The sequence below is a fragment of the Mucilaginibacter conchicola genome (genome assembly GCF_003432115.1).
Taxonomy (GTDB): domain Bacteria; phylum Bacteroidota; class Bacteroidia; order Sphingobacteriales; family Sphingobacteriaceae; genus Mucilaginibacter; species Mucilaginibacter conchicola.
Window position 1 is genome coordinate 504,335 of record NZ_QWDC01000002.1, and the last position, 16,462, is coordinate 520,796.

Consider the following 16,462-nt stretch of genomic DNA (forward strand, 5'->3'; position numbering starts at 1 on the left):
TAATTGTACTAATTTATACTTTTTTGTTTGATTACAACTGTGGGCTAAAGTTTAATTTAAGCGCTTAGTTAGTTGCTCTTCTACCTTTTTAAATACCTGCAGGGGTTTTAACGAGCGCCAGTTGAGCTCATCAAGCTCACCGCCAAAGTTAATGTAATAGTCGATGTTGCTGCGCTTAAACTCGTCAATAACATGCTCTCTGAAATTAATACCGGCTATCCAGCCATCCTCTACTTCCTGAAACCACTCTTCGTAATAGCTATCATCAGAGTAATGGAAGTTGAGCACGTTCTCGCCTATAAGCACAAATTTGTTAACGCCCTGGTCAACCATCAGATCGAACAGTTCGCGTTTCATCAACATGATATCGTTGTTTATAGCATCGTTCCATTCGCCAATAAATTCGATGATGCTGTATCCGCGGTCATAATCTACATACAGTATCTTCAGATAAAGCGTGTTTGAGCCAAACGAATCCCATTGCGGGTGCAGCAGGTAATTGTACACCTGCTTATCAAACTCAAACTCGCTGTATTCCGTGTTGTAGAACGGCGAATTCTCGTCTTCAGCGGCAATATAATCATCGCGCCAGCGGTAATATGGTTCTATAGTGTGCATTATTCCAATGTGCAAATTTCAGATGTGCAAATGTGCAAATTGAAGCACAACACATCATTATCTCATTGCTATATTTTTATTTTCTCATCTGCACATATGCATATTTGCACATATGCATATCTATTTTTTATTATGCGCGTCAACAGCTTTGCGTACGCTGCCGTACTGTTTTAAAAGCGCGGCGGCTTCAGCTTCAGTCAGGCCGGTTTCGGCCATTACCATGCGGGTACCACGGTGAACAAGTTTGTTGTTTGATAACTGCATATCCACCATTTTATTACCTTTTACGCGGCCCAGCTTTATCATTACACTGGTACTTAGCATATTCAATACCAGCTTCTGCGCGGTGCCCGCCTTCATGCGTGTGCTGCCGGTAACAAACTCGGGGCCGGTTACTACTTCAACAGGGTATTGTGCCTCGGCTGCCACGGGGCTGCCTGCGTTACAAACAATGCAGCCTGTTGCTACGCCATTGGCATTGGCCGTTTGCAAACCACCTATCACATAAGGTGTAGTGCCCGATGCCGCTATGCCTACCACCACATCACCACTGTTGATGTCAAACTCCTGCAGGTCTTTCCAGGCCTGTTCACGGTCGTCCTCGGCAAATTCAACCGCTTTGCGGATAGCGGTATCGCCACCAGCAATGATGCCAACCACCCAATCAAACGGTACACCAAAGGTTGGCGGGCACTCTGACGCATCAACAACCCCCAAACGGCCGCTGGTACCGGCCCCTATGTAAAATAAGCGGCCACCATTTTGCATTCGGTCGGCAACAATCTCTACCAGCTTTTCTATCTGCGGCAAAGCTTTTTCAACAGCCAGCGGAACTGCTTTATCCTCGTTGTTTATGTTCTGCAGCAGCTCCGCTACAGACATATTTTCCAGGCCGTTATATTTTGAATCTCTCTCGGTACTTATTTCCATGGTAATGTGTTTTGTGCCTTTATCGCTCGTATATCAACTCACCCCGACATCGCTTGCGCTCGTCACCCCTCTCTTCGCTGTGCGAAAAGAGGGGCAGCTCATTTTTTTCTTACCCTCTTTGCTGCTTGCAGCAGAGAGGGTGGTCCAGCGTAGCGTAGGCCGGGTGAGTCAACTATGCGACATGCGGCTAAATCACCCAACAATTTCACCACAAAATTGATTAAAAAACATTAAAGCAAAGAAGCGTAGATAAATTATTGCTGATTGAGGCTAATTATTAGATTTGCGTGTTAAAATTTCAATGAAGCACACTGCGGGTATCATCTTCCGGACCATCTTACTTTTACTCATCGGCGCCTTTATTGGCGTTTTTTTGACCGATGGCAACCTGGGCGGCCGCAGGATGGGATTAAACGGCAACGACAAAATTACCCGCGTGCTCGACCTGGTGAAAAATCAGTACGTAGATTCGGTTGATGTGGACAGCATGGAAGGCGTTACCATTAACGACCTGCTGCAAAATCTGGACCCGCATTCGCTTTACCTGCCTGCCCAGCAAGCCCGCAATATTAACGAGAAACTGGAAGGTGGTTTTAACGGCATTGGCCTGGAATACCAGTTGCTGCGCGATACTCTGATAGTTACGCAGGTAACCGCCGGCGGCCCGTCGGCAAAGGCAGGCGTAATGGTTGGCGATAAAGTGGTGAAAGTGGATAATGCACCGTTCTCGGGTACTAAATTGAAAACGTCCCGCATCAGCAAGCTTTTCCGCGGGGAAAAGGATACTTATATCACCCTGAACATTCAGAGGGATAATAACCCAAAACTCAAAGATCTTAAAATAAAACGCGGCCGCGTTACCGTGAGCAGTATTGATGCTGCCTATGCTGCCGATGGCGTTGGCTACGTCAAGATCAGCAAATTTGGCACCTCAACCGATGCTGATTTCAGGAAAGCCCTTACCGACCTTAAGGTTGATGGCATGGAGAAACTGGTGCTCGATCTGCGCGGAAACGGTGGAGGTTACTTAAACACTGCAACTGCTTTAGCCGACGAATTTTTACCCAAAGGCAAACTCATCGTATACACCAAAGGCACCCACGAGCCACGTACCGATTATTTTGCCACCGACTCGGGCAGTTACCAGAACGGTAAGATCACTATTATTATTGATGAGTATTCAGCCTCGGCGAGTGAGATACTGGCAGGTGCCATGCAGGATCTGGACAGAGGAACCATTGTTGGCCGCCGTTCGTTTGGTAAAGGTTTGGTGCAGCAGCAATTCCCGTTTGGTGATGGCACAGCTATTAATCTAACCGTTGCAAGATATTACACACCATCGGGCAGATCTATCCAGAAATCGTACAAAGATGGTGTTGCCAGTTACAGAAATGAGTTGATAAACCGCATCCGCAAGGGTGAATTATTAAATATCGACAGCAATTTAACGGATAGTGCGTTTACCGGTGCTTCTGTTTTCCATACCGCAAAGGGTCGGAAGGTGTTAAGCCGTGGTGGTATTATGCCCGATGTTTTTGTACCTGCCGATACCACCCAAAGCACCCAACTGGTAGGCGACCTTACAGATAATATGCTCTTCAGCGCCTACGCCTTAGACCGCCTGCAGCCTGTGTTAAACAAGTACGCTACCGCGGATAACTTCATTAAACAATACCAGGTAAGCGATGACGAGCTGAAAAGCTTTGTACTGTACGCCTATAAAACCATCAAAAAGATAGACCCGCGTGAGTTAGTGCAATCAAAACCCGCCATCAAAAACCTGTTAAAAGCTGCGGCTGCCCGTTTAAAATGGGGCAACAACGCGTATTTCAGGGTGGTAAACGAGGGTGATGCAACCTTTAAGGTCGCGGCACAGCAGTAAAACGCTTTACGTAAAGACGCAATACCTTGCGTCTCTTTCCTATTAAAACCTCATCCCCATACCAGTGGTAAAGAAGGTGTTAATGGTTACCGGCAGTTTACCTGATGGTTTCATAACCCCGGTTATCACTTTTACGGCAGAGCGCTGCATGGCATCGTCTTTCTGGTAGCCTACCAGCAAACCTGCGCTTTTTTCAATGCCCGGTAAACCTGCAATGGTATAGGGGTTGGCAAATACGCTGGTCACTACGTTTGGTTTGGCGGCAAGCTCGGCAATTAACATTTTAACGTCGCTGCTGTAATCCAGTTTGCTTTGCGGGCGGGTGCGGGTATCATGGATACTCACAAACGTCTGATCGAACTTTTTGAGGGATGCCAGCATTTGGCGTATTTGGGCAAGCGGTGTGTTCTTGTTTATCAGGTACACCATACTGTTGGGGTACCATTTAGATAGCTCGGTCTCAAAAACGGTAGGCCTGTCCACTCCAATACTGATGATGGCTGTTTTCTTCAACGGATCCTGGCGCAGGGTGGTGGCGTTGCCTTTTACTACCGTGATGGCAGCATCGCACAATTGTTGTATCAACTCTGCCGATGCGGGGCGGTTGATATCGCCTAAAATACCGTATGGCGTTGTTGGTTTATACTGGTTAAGCCCTGCCCAGTATTTGGCCGCAAGCAGCTTTTTTATTTTGGCCTCAAACTCTTCCCTTGTTATTTTCCCTCTTCTTATCGCTTTCAGTATCAGTTTGGCCGATACGGCAGAGTTCTCAGAAAGTTCTATCAGATCATTACCCGCCAAAAAAGCGCGTAGGTCGGCTTCTCCCTTTGGGAAAAATTTGGTAACGCCTTTCATCTCCATAGCATCAGATGCTACGATGCCTTTAAAGCCTAAGGAGTCTTTTAAGATGCCGGTCACGATAGGGCGCGACAAAGTTGACGGCAAATTCTTGGTGGTATCTAATGATGGGATATTCAAATGCGCTATCATCACTCCGCTTACGCCCGCGGCAATGGCCTCGCGGAAAGGGTATTCTTCCAGTGAATCTAACCTTCCTCGGGTAAAGGGTAGTTGGGGCAGGTCAAAGTGCGAATCTACATTGGTATCGCCATGGCCGGGGAAATGCTTGGCGAAAACAATAACACCTGCATCCTGCATCCCTTTAAAGTACGAGATACCTTTTTGCGCCACATTGTACTTATTATCGCCAAACGAGCGGTAGTTGATTACCGGGTTGTTGGGGTTATTGTTGATATCCATATCAGGCGCAAAGTTGATATGCATGCCCAGGCGCTTAAAATCATAAGCCACCATCTGCCCCATTTTGTAGATGAGGTTATTATCTTGTATAGCACCCAAAGTCATTTGATAGGGGTAAGACACCGACGAATCAAGGCGCATGCCCAACCCCCACTCGCCATCCATAGCTATCAACAAGGGTACTTTTGAAACTTTCTGATAATTATTGATAAGGTTGGCATGCCTCACCGGCCCACCCTGGAAAAACACCAGCCCGCCTATGTGCTCTTCTTCTATCACCTTGGCAACAGAATCTTCATAGGCTTTGCCTTTGTTGGTATGGGCGCGCACATAAAACAGCTGCCCAATACGTTCCTTACGGCTCATTTTGCGGTAAACCGAATCTACCCATTGGTTTTGTTTGGTAACGGTTTCAATAAAGCTTTGGCGCTGGGCAAAAGCCGTGCACGATATAAAAAGCGAGAGGATAACGGCGGATATATGTTTCGGTATCATTACAGTTCAAATGTAGCTTAAATACTTATTAAGGTTAATTGGTTTTTACTTAAGCAAAATATAAACCAATATGCAAATAAACCTTTTGATGCTTTTACGTTCTATAGCATAGAATTAGCGCCTTGGGCATGTGCTGCAAGGCTGAGCAAACTTAGATATTGAACCATGAAAAAATTATTATTTATCGCGATATGCCTTTTTATGGCAGGCGAAGCAAGTGCCCAGTATTACCCGCAACCGCGCCGCCGGGTGGTGAGGCGTGTGCCGCCGCAGCGTTACCAGCAACAACGCTATAACGATTATTTTCGCCCTACGGTTGGTGTAGCAGTTGGTGCCAACTTTTCAAACACGGTTGATTCTTACAATGCCGATTTTAGTACCAGCACTATTGCCGGCTGGCATGTTGGGTTAACATCTAATATCCCTATCTCGTACTCATTTGCATTTGCGCCCGAGATCTTGTTCTCGCAGAAAGGGTACCAGGCCGAGACAACTGATGGTAACTTTAAACAACGCACCAATTACATCGATATACCGTTGTTAGCCAAGTTTAAAGTGGTGCCGGGTTTCAACTTCCTGATAGGCCCGCAGCTTACCTTCCAAACATCAACCAAAAATATTTATGATGATGGCTTTAACCGCGTGGTAGAAACCGAGTATGATAACCGTGGCGATAAAAGTTTTGTTGCCGGTGTAATAGGCATAAGTGTTGATTTGAACCGCAATGTAGAGCTACGCGGCCGTTACAACATCGATCTTAGCCGTAACCGTACCGATGGCGCTTCCCTTATACCCGATTACCGTAACCAAGTTTTCCAGTTGGGCTTAGGGTTTAAGTTTAACTAATAGCCGCCCATTACATAAAAGCAAAGCGCCCTGAAGATAATTCAGGGCGCTTGTTTTTTGAACAGACCTTTTAGCCAGCGCTTAAAGCGGCGGCGGCGAAGGTTATATTTTGCCAGGGCTATGCGGCGTTCAATTACCGCAAAATCATGCATCAGCGTAGCCTCATCGGCCTGCTTTTGGGGCAATACATATTTTGGGTGTGCGATGTTGCCAAGTTTACCCAAAGGGATGTTGGCGTTACGATTGGTAACATCATGCGTATGCGTAGAGTTTTCGCCAAAGCCAATGTTAGTGATCAGGTTAACATTTGGGATAACAGACAGGCTGTTGTTAAAAAAATTAAGGAACGTGTACTGGTAGTCCCAGGTATCTATCTCGCCTGCTTTAACACGTTTAAAGATCTCTTCCCATGAATCGAGCATAAATGGATCCGTGAAGATCTTTTCCAGCTCGGGCCTTACTTCATCGGCTTCGTAGCGTGTAAGTTCCTTATCGTACTGCTGCCATACCCTGCGCCACCCGCCCCAGCCCCAAACATGGGTAAGGTTAGAGTAGTAATAGCTTGCATCGCCCCATTTTTGGCCATGCTGCAGGTTAGCCCCGCCAATGTGCCTTATGCGACTATCATGGCGGTAGCGCTCAAACATGGCATCTATAAACTCAAAGAAACCATCACCGGGCAGGCAATCATCCTCTAACACAATGCCCTCTTCCTCGTTGTCAAAAAACCAGGTAATGGCAGATGATACGGCTTCTTTACAGCCCATGTTCTGCTCGCGGTACAGGGTTTTCACCTCGCAGGGCCAGTTTACCTTATTGATGATGGCGCGGGTTTGCTCGCAAAGTTCAGCTTCGCCGGCTTTAGCCGCACGCGGGCCATCTGCTGCTACGTAAAGGCGCGGGGGCTTTGCAGCGGCAATGCGCTCAAAAACCTGTGCGGTTACATCGGGCCTGTTAAAAACAATAAATAATACCGGCGATTGGGTTTGGTACATTTTAGCCTTCGTTAAAGGTTTGCATGTCAATTAATTTACGGTAAAGCCCGTTGTTGGCCATCAGCTCAAGGTGGCTGCCTTGCTCTACAACTTTACCTGCCTCTAATACGGCAATAATATCTGCGTTTTGGATGGTACTTAAACGGTGTGCAATAACCAGTGATGTACGGTTCTTCATCAGGTTATTCAATGCATCCTGCACCAGTTTTTCTGATTCGGTATCCAGGGCCGATGTTGCTTCGTCCAGCAGCATTATTGGCGGATTATTGAGTACTGCACGGGCAATACAAATACGCTGACGCTGGCCGCCCGATAGTTTGGTGCCCCTGTCGCCTACGTTGGTATTATAACCATCTTCTGTTTCGCCTATAAAATTATGAGCATTAGCTATACGGGCCGCTGCCTCAACCTCTTCTTGTGTTACACCGGTTTTGCCAAAGGCGATGTTGTTAAAAATGCTATCGTTAAACAATATCGACTCCTGGTTCACAATACCCATCAGGCTGCGCAGCGATGTGGCCGTTACGCCTTTAATATCTTGTCCATCTACCGTAATCTTACCGGCTTTAGGGTCCATAAAACGTGGAATAAGATCCATCATGGTTGATTTCCCCCCACCAGAAGGGCCAACCAATGCCACTGTTTTCCCTTTAGGGATAGTGAGATTGATATCGGTTAGTACCACTTTATCCTGGTAAGCAAAACTCACGTTTTCAAATTTGATAGCATCTTGAAAGCCTTGCAGGTCAATAGCGTTTGGTGCATCATTAACAGCCGGTCTTTCATCTATCAAAGTTAAAACACGCTCTCCGGCGGCAATACCCGAGTGGATGTTACTGAACGAATCTGAGATAGCTTTTGCCGGGCGCATTACCTGCGAAAAAAACACGATGAACGTAACAAACTCCGGCGGCGAAAGCGGCGAGGTTTTGTTCAGCACCAGGTGCCCACCATACAATGCAATACCTGCCACCATGGTCACCCCAAAAAACTCCGACACAGGCGAGGCCAGTTGCTGCCTGCGTGCCATTGATTTGGTTATGCGCGAGTATTCACGGTTCTCGCGGTCAAAACGGCCCTTAATAAAACCATTGGCGTTAAATGCTTTCACGATCTTGATACCGGATAAAGCCTCATCTAAATAGCTGATCATGTTGCCGTAAGTTTTTTGCGATGCAATTGCCTGCGATTTTAAACGCTTTACAATTTTTGATATCACAAATGCCGAAACCGGTATCACCAGGAAAGAGTACAATGTTAAGCTTGGCGAGATAAGGAACAGCATCACCAAAAAGGTGATCAGCGTTAAGGGTTCTTTAAAGATCACCTGCAAGGTACCGGTAACCGAGTACTGCACTACCTGCACATCTGATGCTATTTTAGAAATGATGTCGCCCTTACGCTCGTTACTGAAAAAGCCGAGGTGAAGGTCCATCACATTATCAAACACGCTGCGGCGCAGGTTAAGCAGGGTATGCACACGCAGGTTCTCCATAACGCGCTGCGACAGGTATCGAAACAAGTTACCCAGCAATGCCGAAACTACAATGGTGGCACAAACAAACTTAAGTGCTACCCATGAGCCGTAGGTATCAATAGCGTAAGTAACGTAATATTTAAACGTAGCCATCACCTCAAATACTGGCGGCTTTGGCCCCAGCGGCTGGTGTACACTGCTATGCTCGGCAAACAGGGTGGTAAGCAAAGGCGCAAGCAGGGCAAGGTTAAGCGTGCTGAATAAAATAGAAAGAATGGTTGTTACAATGTACGGTATTGCAAACTTCTCTATGGGTTTTGCAAAAGATAACAACCTGAAATATGTCTTCATTCAAAAAAATTAAATTGCAAATTACGGCAATTAATGCCTATTGAGCCAAACCAAATGCCTCATCCAATAATTTGAACACTACCTTTTTATCAAACGTATGTTTAAAGGTAGCTTCGGCTAACCGGCTTTGTTCAGCATACAACGTTCCATTAGTTAAAAGTGATGTAATATTGGCAGCAAATTTATCAGCATCATCACTTACCAGGCAACCGTTATGGTGTTTTGGCAGTCCATCAACCCCGCGGGTGGTACAAACTACCGGTAGTGCATGTGCCAATGCCTCAACTACTTTTACTTTTATACCGGTGCCTTGCAGCATAGGGCAAAGCGCAATTTTTGAAGCGTTGTACAACTCGCCCAGGTCTTGTGCAAAGGCTATTTTGGTCACATTTTGCAGATCAGGAACGTAGTTGACGACCTTACCGGCCATGCAGATATTTACATCAGCAGGCAACTGCGGGTATACTTTATCGAAGAACCATTTAACGGAACTTACATTGTGTACGTTATCATTCCCTACATATACCAGGTCATATTTTTTTGCTGCGCCTGATGTTGCGGGGCCATCCAGCATCATGGGCACCAATTTAACATCGGCCTTGCTAAACTGGGCAAAAATGTATTGCTCCTCCGGCGAGATGGCCCAAACTTCATCAAACTTATCCAGTCGGTTTATCTCATCCTGAAAGGTAATGCCAAGTTGAAAGCCCGGCTTATCTTTAAACTGTGCGGTTAAAAAGTCGTGTGTATCTAATATAGTATGGGCGTTCTTCAGCAACGCCTTGTCACTTATCAGGTCGGCGCTGTGGGCATAGCTGATGATGACATGATCATACTTATCAGCCTTTAATAACTCGCTGAATCCCATCTTTAGCTTCAGCGTTAGATAGGTTGGAATTTTTGATCTTGAAGGATAGGTGAACCAGTAGTAGAACAAGTCCCAAAGTTTGTATTGCAAAAAATAGAAGAGGCTGCCTTTACCTTTCGGTTTACGCTCTAACAGGTGAAAGTTTTTAAAAAGCCTGTCCTTTTGTAGTTGAACGTAGCGTTCCGGTTCGCCGTTGTTTTGTACAAGGCTTACAAAATCAACCTTAAAACCCCTTTCCTTAAAATAATGCAGCAGGTTTATAGCCCGCGTTTTATTACCTGCATCGGGGCGGGTAATATCATCAGGAAAAAAATAGAGGATCTTCTTCATATTCGCCGGCAGGCTAAGCTACTTATTAATTACCTTCCTGTAAACATCTGCAGTTTGTTGCATACATTTTTCTATCGTAAATTTGGCTAACTGCGCTTTGCCCAGCTCTGCATTTGCTGATAACGCCGCGCTATTGCTGATCATCTGCTCCATTACCCCCTGCATCGACTCAATTGAAGACGGGTCAAAATATGCCGCAGCATCGCCGCCCACTTCTTTAAAGCAGCTGGTATTGCTTAGTACCACGGGGCAATTATTGGCAAATGCTTCCAGCACCGGGAAACCAAAGCCCTCATACAGCGACGGATAAGCAAAGAACAATGCCCCTGCATATAAATTAGCCAATTGCTGTTCTGTAGCCGTGGTTTGTGATATCAAATTACCGATGTTAAGCCTTTGAATAAACTCCTGCTCGGTAGGAGTAAATACGCCACCGCCCGCGCAGATAGCCTTAAGCTGATACTTTACCAGCAAAGGCGCAACGGCGGCAAGCCATTTAAAAAAGTTCTTATAACCGGCACGGTCGCCTACATATAATATATAGTCGGGCTTGGCTGAGCGGGCCACATCATCGGCAACAACTGTAGGCTCAAAACCGTGGTAAACCAGGGTTACTTTATCATCCGGCACATTATAAATAGTTTGCAGATCATTTAGTGTTGATTGCGATATGGCAATGATATGGTCGGCTTTGTTGATCAGTTGTGCTTTGTGGTGAACGGTATGATCGCTGGCTAAAAAGTATTCGGGAAAAAGCTCATGGATAAAATCGTGCACGGTAAGCACAAAGGGCTTTTTCAGAAAGCGCAAAAAATACGGGTTGTAATACGTTGGATGAAAAAGATCGTACCTGTGGTTCTTGATGCAGTATTTTGAGTAGCTGCGGTTGTACTTAAACACTTTGCGGTCTTTCACTAATGCACGCCAAAGCCACTCGGGCACGGGCAGCTTTTCATCTTTTAAATAATGGTTGTTGGTGAAAAGCAATCCCCTGTCATACTCAAAATCGCCATCGTTGTCCAGGTGCTTTTGTATGTTGGCAAAGTACCTGGAGATACCGCCGTAACGCTGCATGGAAAAGGCTTGGTGATCAAATTGTATTTTTAGCATTAATTAAACGTGCTTATTGTAGTACTTTTGCAAATTATTGGTGCGTTTATAACGCAAACCGATGGTTCAAAGATACATTATCGTACAGACTTTAATTTAAAGCATGTCAGTTACCCAAACGCCAACTACCGGCAATGCCGGCCAGCAATACCCAAAACTATCGGTTATTATAGTTACCTACAACGCTGTTAAATACCTGCAAAACTGCCTGGATAGTATTTACAGGCAACGTTACCCCAACATTGAAATTGTTGTAAAAGATGGCGGCAGCACTGACGGTACTGTTGAACTACTACAGAACAATGCCGATAAATTAGGTTTCTGGAAAAGCGAAAAAGACAAAGGTATTTATGATGCCATGAACACCGCGCTTGACCACGTTACCGGCCAATGGGTATATTTTATTGGTGCCGATGATGAGCTTTTTGATGAGTTCTCTACCATGGCTTTTGAACTGCAGGACCCGAATGCCATTTATTACGGTAGCGTGCTTTGCAAGGGCAAAAAGTTCTCGGGCCTGGTTACGCCATACCAGATAGCCAAATACGGCATCTACCACCAGGCGGTTATTTATCCTAAAATTGTGTTTGATAAATACCGTTACGATACCAAATTTGTGGTTCGTGCAGACCATGTGCTTAATATTAACTGCGCAAGCGATAAAGACCTGAAGTTTATTTTTAAAGACTATATCATTGCCAACTTTAACCACACCGGTATTTCGCAAGGCTACGTTGACCAGCCTTTTGAAGATGTACAATCGGCCATGGTATTAAAGCATTTCGGCTTTAAAATATGGTGCAGGTTCTTGTTCTGGAGATTTAAAAATAACAGGAGAAGAGCTAAGGCGTAAGTCTTAAGTCCGGAGTTCTGAGTCTCAAGTCGTTTTATCTGGCCTACCGCGCCGTTGTTTGTGTTGTCACCAACAACTCCCCGTACAGCTTCAAATATTTATCCGCAGCGGCTTTCCACGAGAATTTGGCAGCGTGGCTTATGATGGCCTGGGCACGGCTATTTTGTTCGTAATCCGCCATGCCTTGGTTGAACACCTCATTCATGTGCTCTGCCTTAAAGTTGTCAAAGTAATAGGCTATGTCTCCGCCTATCTCGGGCAATGAGGTAAACTTTGACAGGAACACCGGCTTACCGAAATGCATAGCCTCTATGATAGGCAGTCCAAAACCTTCGGCTATTGAAGGGAAAGCAAAGGCTGCACAATTGGCAAAATACCAGGCTTTATCATCGTCGCTTACAGTACCGGTAATGGTTACCCTGTTTAGGCAGTTATGTTTGGCAGCTTCGGCTAATATCACTTCTTTATGTGAGGTTTCGGGGCCGGCAATTATTAGTTCGTAATCGTTGCCTTTTAACAGGGCCGGCAAATAATGAAAACCTTTTTGGGGCGATAGCAAACCAATAGTAAAAATGAATGGCTTTTTTGGTTGATAAGCAGGCGTATGGTTTTCTTTAACCACCAACCTATCTGCCCCGTTATGGATAACGGTTAGTTTATCCTTACAATCAGGCACAAACTTCAGGATATCATCGGCCACAAATTGGGAGATGGCCACTATTTTATCGCAATAGCCAATGTATTTCTTTAAACGGTTAACGCGTTTGCGTTTGTTCCGATCTGATTTAAAAGCGAGGTGGATATTATTGATATCGTGCACCGTCATTACCCGTTTGGCGTTCACCTGCCATGGGCGCAGGCGGCAGGTTTGGTCGGTAAGATGAACAAGATCAAACTTATTACTATACGGGAAGAAAAATTTATGCGATAGCTTCCTGAATATCACCGGCACCTTGTTCCCAAAAAAATAAATGGTTTTGGCGAACATATAAAAGCTCAGCTTAAAACGACTTTTGTTCTCTGCTATCAGCGCCTCGCCAAGGCCTTTGCCAAAGTAGAAATAACCCGAATTGGGATACTTCATAGAATCAAAGGTGACCAGTATTTTCTTCTCTGCCATGCCTGGGCCGATTTACTTTTTTACAATTTTATAGTTGCGGTACTCGCTCACACGCCAGCCGGTAAGGTCTTCTATTTTTTGCAGCGCCTTGCGGCGAAAGGTCATTTGTTTACCCAGCTCGTTCAGGTCCAGATCCAAACTCCAGTTGGTGGCGGCTACGCGTTTCTGCATTACAGCGGGATGGCTATCGGTAAAGTGCACTAACCTATCGGGATTTTTGTGGCTGTAATCAAACTTAAAAGTTTCGGGCAGGTTCTGCTCCATCCAGGTATCATCATGATAAAAATGATTGAAATTGCGCAGCTTGTTGGCCAGGCCGGAAGGTGGCTTAACCCAGCCATAGTGATAAATATAAGCATCAATCAGCTTTACGTTGAGCTTGCGGTTATCAGCCCATCTAAAACCTTGCGCATCGCGGTATGATCGGATACCCTTATTATTTCTGATGATCCTTATCTCGCGGCGATACCAACGGCGCGAGTGACCGTAGTAATCATACGAACCATAAAAGTGCAGATACTTAAAAAGCAAACCCTCAACTTTGCTATCGTTAAGGTTATCTTCCATCTCCTTTTTAATAGTGGGAAGATATTTCTCATGCACACACTCATCACCTTGTATGTAAAAAGCCCAATCAGCATCAGGCGATATAGCATCAAAAGCTTTATCCGTTTCCTGTGCAAACACGCTGCCACCCTCGCGCAAGCTCTCGTCCCAAACGGTTCTGATGATCTTAATCTTTGGTGAATTGATGCCTAAGATGAGTTGCTCGGTTTCATCATCGCTGTTACCCAGGGCAACCACAAACTCATCGCATATAGGCAGGATAGAGGTTATAGCTTCTACCACGGGATAGTCGTTCTTTACAGCATTGCGGATAAATGTAAAACCTGCCACTTTCATCAGAGGCCAAAGATATAACCTTTTTGCTAAGCTTAGGCGGCAGGCACAAGGGCTGCATTTGTATTACGCCAATTTCACTACTTTTGCCATCTCATAATGTCAACACCTTTAAATATAGATATCAACCTGGCATCGGGCTTTCGGCAGGTGGCGCGCGCGCTTACCATGGTTGAGAATAATTTAAAAGGGTATGATGAATTACTTAAAAGTCTTCCCTTTTCAAACACACCTATCACCGGCATCACCGGCCCGCCGGGTGCGGGTAAAAGCACACTGGTAAATGCCATCATCAGCGGGTTATTGGCTAAAGGCAAAAAGGTGGCGATACTGGCTATTGACCCTACATCGCCTTTCAACTTTGGCTCATTACTGGGCGACAGGATACGTATGGCTACGCACTTTAACCATCCCGATGTGTTTATCCGCTCTCTGGCTACGCGCGGCTCATTAGGTGGCCTGTCTGCCAAAACCATTGAAATGACCGAGGTTTTAAAAGCCGCCGGTTTTGACCATATTATTGTAGAAACCGTCGGTGTAGGCCAATCTGAAGTGGAGATTGCCGGCCTGGCCGACCAAACTTTTGTTACCCTTGTACCCGAGGCAGGCGACGAAATACAGAACATCAAATCGGGCCTGATGGAAATTGCCGATGCTTTTATCATTAACAAAGCCGACCGTGATGGTGCCGACCTGTTTATCAATAACCTGAAAAAGATATTACACCATGATAACGGCCGCGATATCCCCGTACTAAAAACCGTGGCCTCAAAAAATGAGGGAATAGATGCTGTGGTAAACCTTATGCTCTCCGCCCCGCTGCAACCCAATACCCGCAAAGAATTGCTGCTTGCCGAAAAGGTGTATCATATTATACAGCAACGCCGCATGCAAGGCGTCGATAAAAAAAAGCTCAGGCAGCAAATTGCCCAAGCTTTAAGTAAGGGTGGGTTTAATATGTATCGCTTCGCGGCTGAAGCCTCATCGAAGAGTCAAGAGATAAGAATCAGGAATCAAGATTAGTTCTGTCTTGATTCTTGTGTCTTGACTCTTGATTCTCTACTAAGAGTTCATTAACTCCTCGATCTCCGCAGCCTCGATAGGGATATGCGCCATCAGGTCGCGGTTACCATCTTTGGTGATCAGGATATCATTCTCCAAACGGATACCCAAACCTTCTTCGGGGATGTAGATACCCGGCTCGCAGGTAAGGATATTGCCTACTTCAAAATCTTTGTAGCGGCTGGCGTAATCATGTACATCTAAACCCAGGTGGTGCGAGGTACCGTGCATAAAATACTTTTTATATAAAGGCATTTTAGGGTCTTGCTTTTCAACCTCGTGCTTTTTAAGTAAACCAAGGCCTATCAGCTCGCTTTCCATTATTTTACCTACTTCGGTGTGGTACTCGTTCCAAACAGTACCTGCAACAATCATTTTTGATGCCGCACGGAAAACGCGCAACACTGCATCATAAACATCGCGCTGGCGTTTGGTAAAGCGGCCACTAACCGGGATAGAGCGGCTCATGTCGGCATTGTAATTAGCATACTCGGCAGCCCAATCAAAAAGGATCACATCACCATCATTACAAACCTGGTTGTTATCTATATAATGTAATACGATAGCATTTTTACCCGATGCGATGATAGGGCTGTAAGCGTGCCCGGTAGCGCGCTGCCTTAAAAACTCGTGGGTTATCTCGGCTTCTATTTCGTATTCGGTAACGCCGGGTTTCACAAATTTCAATGTCCTTATAAAAGCATCGCGGGTAATATCGCAGGCTTTTTGGGTCAGGGCAATTTCAATATCAGACTTCACCACGCGCAAGTCGCGCAGGATGGGTGCCGAGCGCTCGTAGTTGTGCAATGGGTACCGCTCTTTAAGATCTTTAAGCATACGCAGGTCACGGTACGGAACGGTATGGGCATACCTGTCATTCTCGTTAGTATTTATATAAATATTATCAGCATAGTTAATAATAGTATGTAAAATACTTTCATACTCATGCAGCCAAAATATCTGCTGTATACCCGATGCTTTGCGTGCTTCGTCTTTAGTGTACTTGTGACCTTCCCATACAGCAATGTGTTCATTGGTTTGTCTTAAAAATAGTACTTCTCTGTATAGTGGATTAGGACAATCGGGATATAAAACCAGTACACTTTGTTCCTGATCTATACCTGAGAGATAAAAAAAATCAGGATTTTGCTTAAAAATAAAAGTTTGATCACCATTTCTCGGATATTCATCATTGGAGTGAAAGATGGCTATAGAATTGGATTTTAATCGCGAAACGAAATTTTTTCTATTAATTGTAAATAACTGTTCGTCAACAGGAATATATTTCATAACCTAAAAAATATTGATTTTCCAAAAAACAAACTATTCTGAAGTTTGTAATAGATATTGTGAATTTTGGAACAG

Annotated in this window: 14 protein-coding genes; 4 read left to right on the forward strand and 10 right to left on the reverse strand. The window is 45.2% G+C overall.

The window, feature by feature from the left end:
* Nucleotides 1-51: 51 nt before the first annotated feature.
* Together D0C36_RS11900 and murQ are read right to left on the reverse strand one after the other, a co-directional pair.
* The gene (locus D0C36_RS11900; protein ID WP_117391851.1) at nucleotides 52-618 is read right to left on the reverse strand and encodes a hypothetical protein; all 567 of its coding nucleotides are present in this window, start codon (nucleotides 616-618) and stop codon (nucleotides 52-54) included.
* A 120-nt stretch (nucleotides 619-738) separates the two neighbouring features.
* The gene (gene murQ, locus D0C36_RS11905; protein WP_117391852.1) at nucleotides 739-1,548 is read right to left on the reverse strand and encodes an N-acetylmuramic acid 6-phosphate etherase; all 810 of its coding nucleotides are present in this window, start codon (nucleotides 1,546-1,548) and stop codon (nucleotides 739-741) included.
* A 301-nt stretch (nucleotides 1,549-1,849) separates the two neighbouring features.
* On the opposite strand from murQ, the gene D0C36_RS11910 reads away from it, so the two are divergent.
* The gene (locus D0C36_RS11910; RefSeq protein ID WP_117391853.1) at nucleotides 1,850-3,430 is read left to right on the forward strand and encodes a S41 family peptidase; all 1,581 of its coding nucleotides are present in this window, start codon (nucleotides 1,850-1,852) and stop codon (nucleotides 3,428-3,430) included.
* Nucleotides 3,431-3,472: 42 nt separating this feature from the next.
* Here D0C36_RS11910 and D0C36_RS11915 read toward each other — a convergent pair whose 3' ends face one another.
* Nucleotides 3,473-5,185 (reverse strand): glycoside hydrolase family 3 protein, encoded by a 1,713-nt coding sequence (locus D0C36_RS11915; protein ID WP_117391854.1) that lies wholly within the window; start codon nucleotides 5,183-5,185, stop codon nucleotides 3,473-3,475.
* Nucleotides 5,186-5,350: 165 nt separating this feature from the next.
* Between D0C36_RS11915 and D0C36_RS11920 the strand changes: the two genes are divergently transcribed.
* Complete coding sequence (locus D0C36_RS11920) at nucleotides 5,351-6,031, forward strand: porin family protein (protein WP_117391855.1); 681 nt, start codon at nucleotides 5,351-5,353, stop codon at nucleotides 6,029-6,031.
* Between the two features lie 41 nt (nucleotides 6,032-6,072).
* Here D0C36_RS11920 and D0C36_RS11925 read toward each other — a convergent pair whose 3' ends face one another.
* Genes D0C36_RS11925 through D0C36_RS11940 form a run of 4 tightly spaced genes read right to left on the reverse strand, consistent with a single transcriptional unit; the run spans nucleotide 6,073 to nucleotide 11,162 of the window.
* Nucleotides 6,073-7,026: a nucleotide-diphospho-sugar transferase gene (locus D0C36_RS11925; RefSeq protein WP_117391856.1), complete on the reverse strand. Its 954-nt coding sequence runs from the start codon at nucleotides 7,024-7,026 to the stop codon at nucleotides 6,073-6,075.
* A gap of 1 nt (nucleotide 7,027) precedes the next feature.
* On the reverse strand, nucleotides 7,028-8,854 hold the full coding sequence (locus D0C36_RS11930) for an ABC transporter ATP-binding protein (protein ID WP_117391857.1): 1,827 nt from the start codon (nucleotides 8,852-8,854) through the stop codon (nucleotides 7,028-7,030).
* Between the two features lie 37 nt (nucleotides 8,855-8,891).
* Entirely contained in the window at nucleotides 8,892-10,052 is a 1,161-nt protein-coding gene (locus D0C36_RS11935) for a glycosyltransferase (RefSeq protein ID WP_117391858.1), read from the reverse strand.
* Between the two features lie 18 nt (nucleotides 10,053-10,070).
* Entirely contained in the window at nucleotides 10,071-11,162 is a 1,092-nt protein-coding gene (locus D0C36_RS11940) for a glycosyltransferase family 4 protein (protein WP_117391859.1), read from the reverse strand.
* A 103-nt stretch (nucleotides 11,163-11,265) separates the two neighbouring features.
* Here D0C36_RS11940 and D0C36_RS11945 point away from each other — a divergent pair, with 103 nt between their 5' ends.
* Nucleotides 11,266-12,015, forward strand: a complete 750-nt coding sequence (locus D0C36_RS11945; RefSeq protein WP_117391860.1) for a glycosyltransferase — start codon at nucleotides 11,266-11,268, stop codon at nucleotides 12,013-12,015.
* Nucleotides 12,016-12,058: 43 nt separating this feature from the next.
* On the opposite strand, the gene D0C36_RS11950 is transcribed toward D0C36_RS11945, so the two are convergent.
* Both D0C36_RS11950 and D0C36_RS11955 read right to left on the reverse strand, forming a co-directional pair.
* Nucleotides 12,059-13,135, reverse strand: coding sequence for a glycosyltransferase family 4 protein (locus D0C36_RS11950; protein ID WP_117391861.1), 1,077 nt, complete (start codon nucleotides 13,133-13,135; stop codon nucleotides 12,059-12,061).
* Between the two features lie 12 nt (nucleotides 13,136-13,147).
* On the reverse strand, nucleotides 13,148-14,038 hold the full coding sequence (locus D0C36_RS11955; RefSeq protein ID WP_117391862.1) for a glycosyltransferase family protein: 891 nt from the start codon (nucleotides 14,036-14,038) through the stop codon (nucleotides 13,148-13,150).
* Between the two features lie 96 nt (nucleotides 14,039-14,134).
* On the opposite strand from D0C36_RS11955, the gene meaB reads away from it, so the two are divergent.
* Nucleotides 14,135-15,058 carry a methylmalonyl Co-A mutase-associated GTPase MeaB gene (gene meaB / locus D0C36_RS11960; protein ID WP_117391863.1) on the forward strand — a complete coding sequence of 308 codons (924 nt, stop codon included), beginning with the start codon at nucleotides 14,135-14,137 and terminating at the stop codon, nucleotides 15,056-15,058.
* A gap of 39 nt (nucleotides 15,059-15,097) precedes the next feature.
* Here meaB and D0C36_RS11965 read toward each other — a convergent pair whose 3' ends face one another.
* Nucleotides 15,098-16,387, reverse strand: a complete 1,290-nt coding sequence (locus D0C36_RS11965; protein WP_117391864.1) for an aminopeptidase P family protein — start codon at nucleotides 16,385-16,387, stop codon at nucleotides 15,098-15,100.
* Between the last annotated feature and the right edge of the window lie 75 nt (nucleotides 16,388-16,462).

What these genes read in the sequence shown, in the direction of transcription:
- D0C36_RS11900 (WP_117391851.1), bottom strand. Translation starts at nt 618, where the DNA reads ATGCACACTATAGAACCATATTACCGCTGGCGCGATGATTATATTGCC.
- murQ (WP_117391852.1), bottom strand. Translation starts at nt 1,548, where the DNA reads ATGGAAATAAGTACCGAGAGAGATTCAAAATATAACGGCCTGGAAAAT.
- D0C36_RS11910 (WP_117391853.1), top strand. Translation starts at nt 1,850, where the DNA reads ATGAAGCACACTGCGGGTATCATCTTCCGGACCATCTTACTTTTACTC.
- D0C36_RS11915 (WP_117391854.1), bottom strand. Translation starts at nt 5,185, where the DNA reads ATGATACCGAAACATATATCCGCCGTTATCCTCTCGCTTTTTATATCG.
- D0C36_RS11920 (WP_117391855.1), top strand. Translation starts at nt 5,351, where the DNA reads ATGAAAAAATTATTATTTATCGCGATATGCCTTTTTATGGCAGGCGAA.
- D0C36_RS11925 (WP_117391856.1), bottom strand. Translation starts at nt 7,026, where the DNA reads ATGTACCAAACCCAATCGCCGGTATTATTTATTGTTTTTAACAGGCCC.
- D0C36_RS11930 (WP_117391857.1), bottom strand. Translation starts at nt 8,854, where the DNA reads ATGAAGACATATTTCAGGTTGTTATCTTTTGCAAAACCCATAGAGAAG.
- D0C36_RS11935 (WP_117391858.1), bottom strand. Translation starts at nt 10,052, where the DNA reads ATGAAGAAGATCCTCTATTTTTTTCCTGATGATATTACCCGCCCCGAT.
- D0C36_RS11940 (WP_117391859.1), bottom strand. Translation starts at nt 11,162, where the DNA reads ATGCTAAAAATACAATTTGATCACCAAGCCTTTTCCATGCAGCGTTAC.
- D0C36_RS11945 (WP_117391860.1), top strand. Translation starts at nt 11,266, where the DNA reads ATGTCAGTTACCCAAACGCCAACTACCGGCAATGCCGGCCAGCAATAC.
- D0C36_RS11950 (WP_117391861.1), bottom strand. Translation starts at nt 13,135, where the DNA reads ATGGCAGAGAAGAAAATACTGGTCACCTTTGATTCTATGAAGTATCCC.
- D0C36_RS11955 (WP_117391862.1), bottom strand. Translation starts at nt 14,038, where the DNA reads ATGAAAGTGGCAGGTTTTACATTTATCCGCAATGCTGTAAAGAACGAC.
- meaB (WP_117391863.1), top strand. Translation starts at nt 14,135, where the DNA reads ATGTCAACACCTTTAAATATAGATATCAACCTGGCATCGGGCTTTCGG.
- D0C36_RS11965 (WP_117391864.1), bottom strand. Translation starts at nt 16,387, where the DNA reads ATGAAATATATTCCTGTTGACGAACAGTTATTTACAATTAATAGAAAA.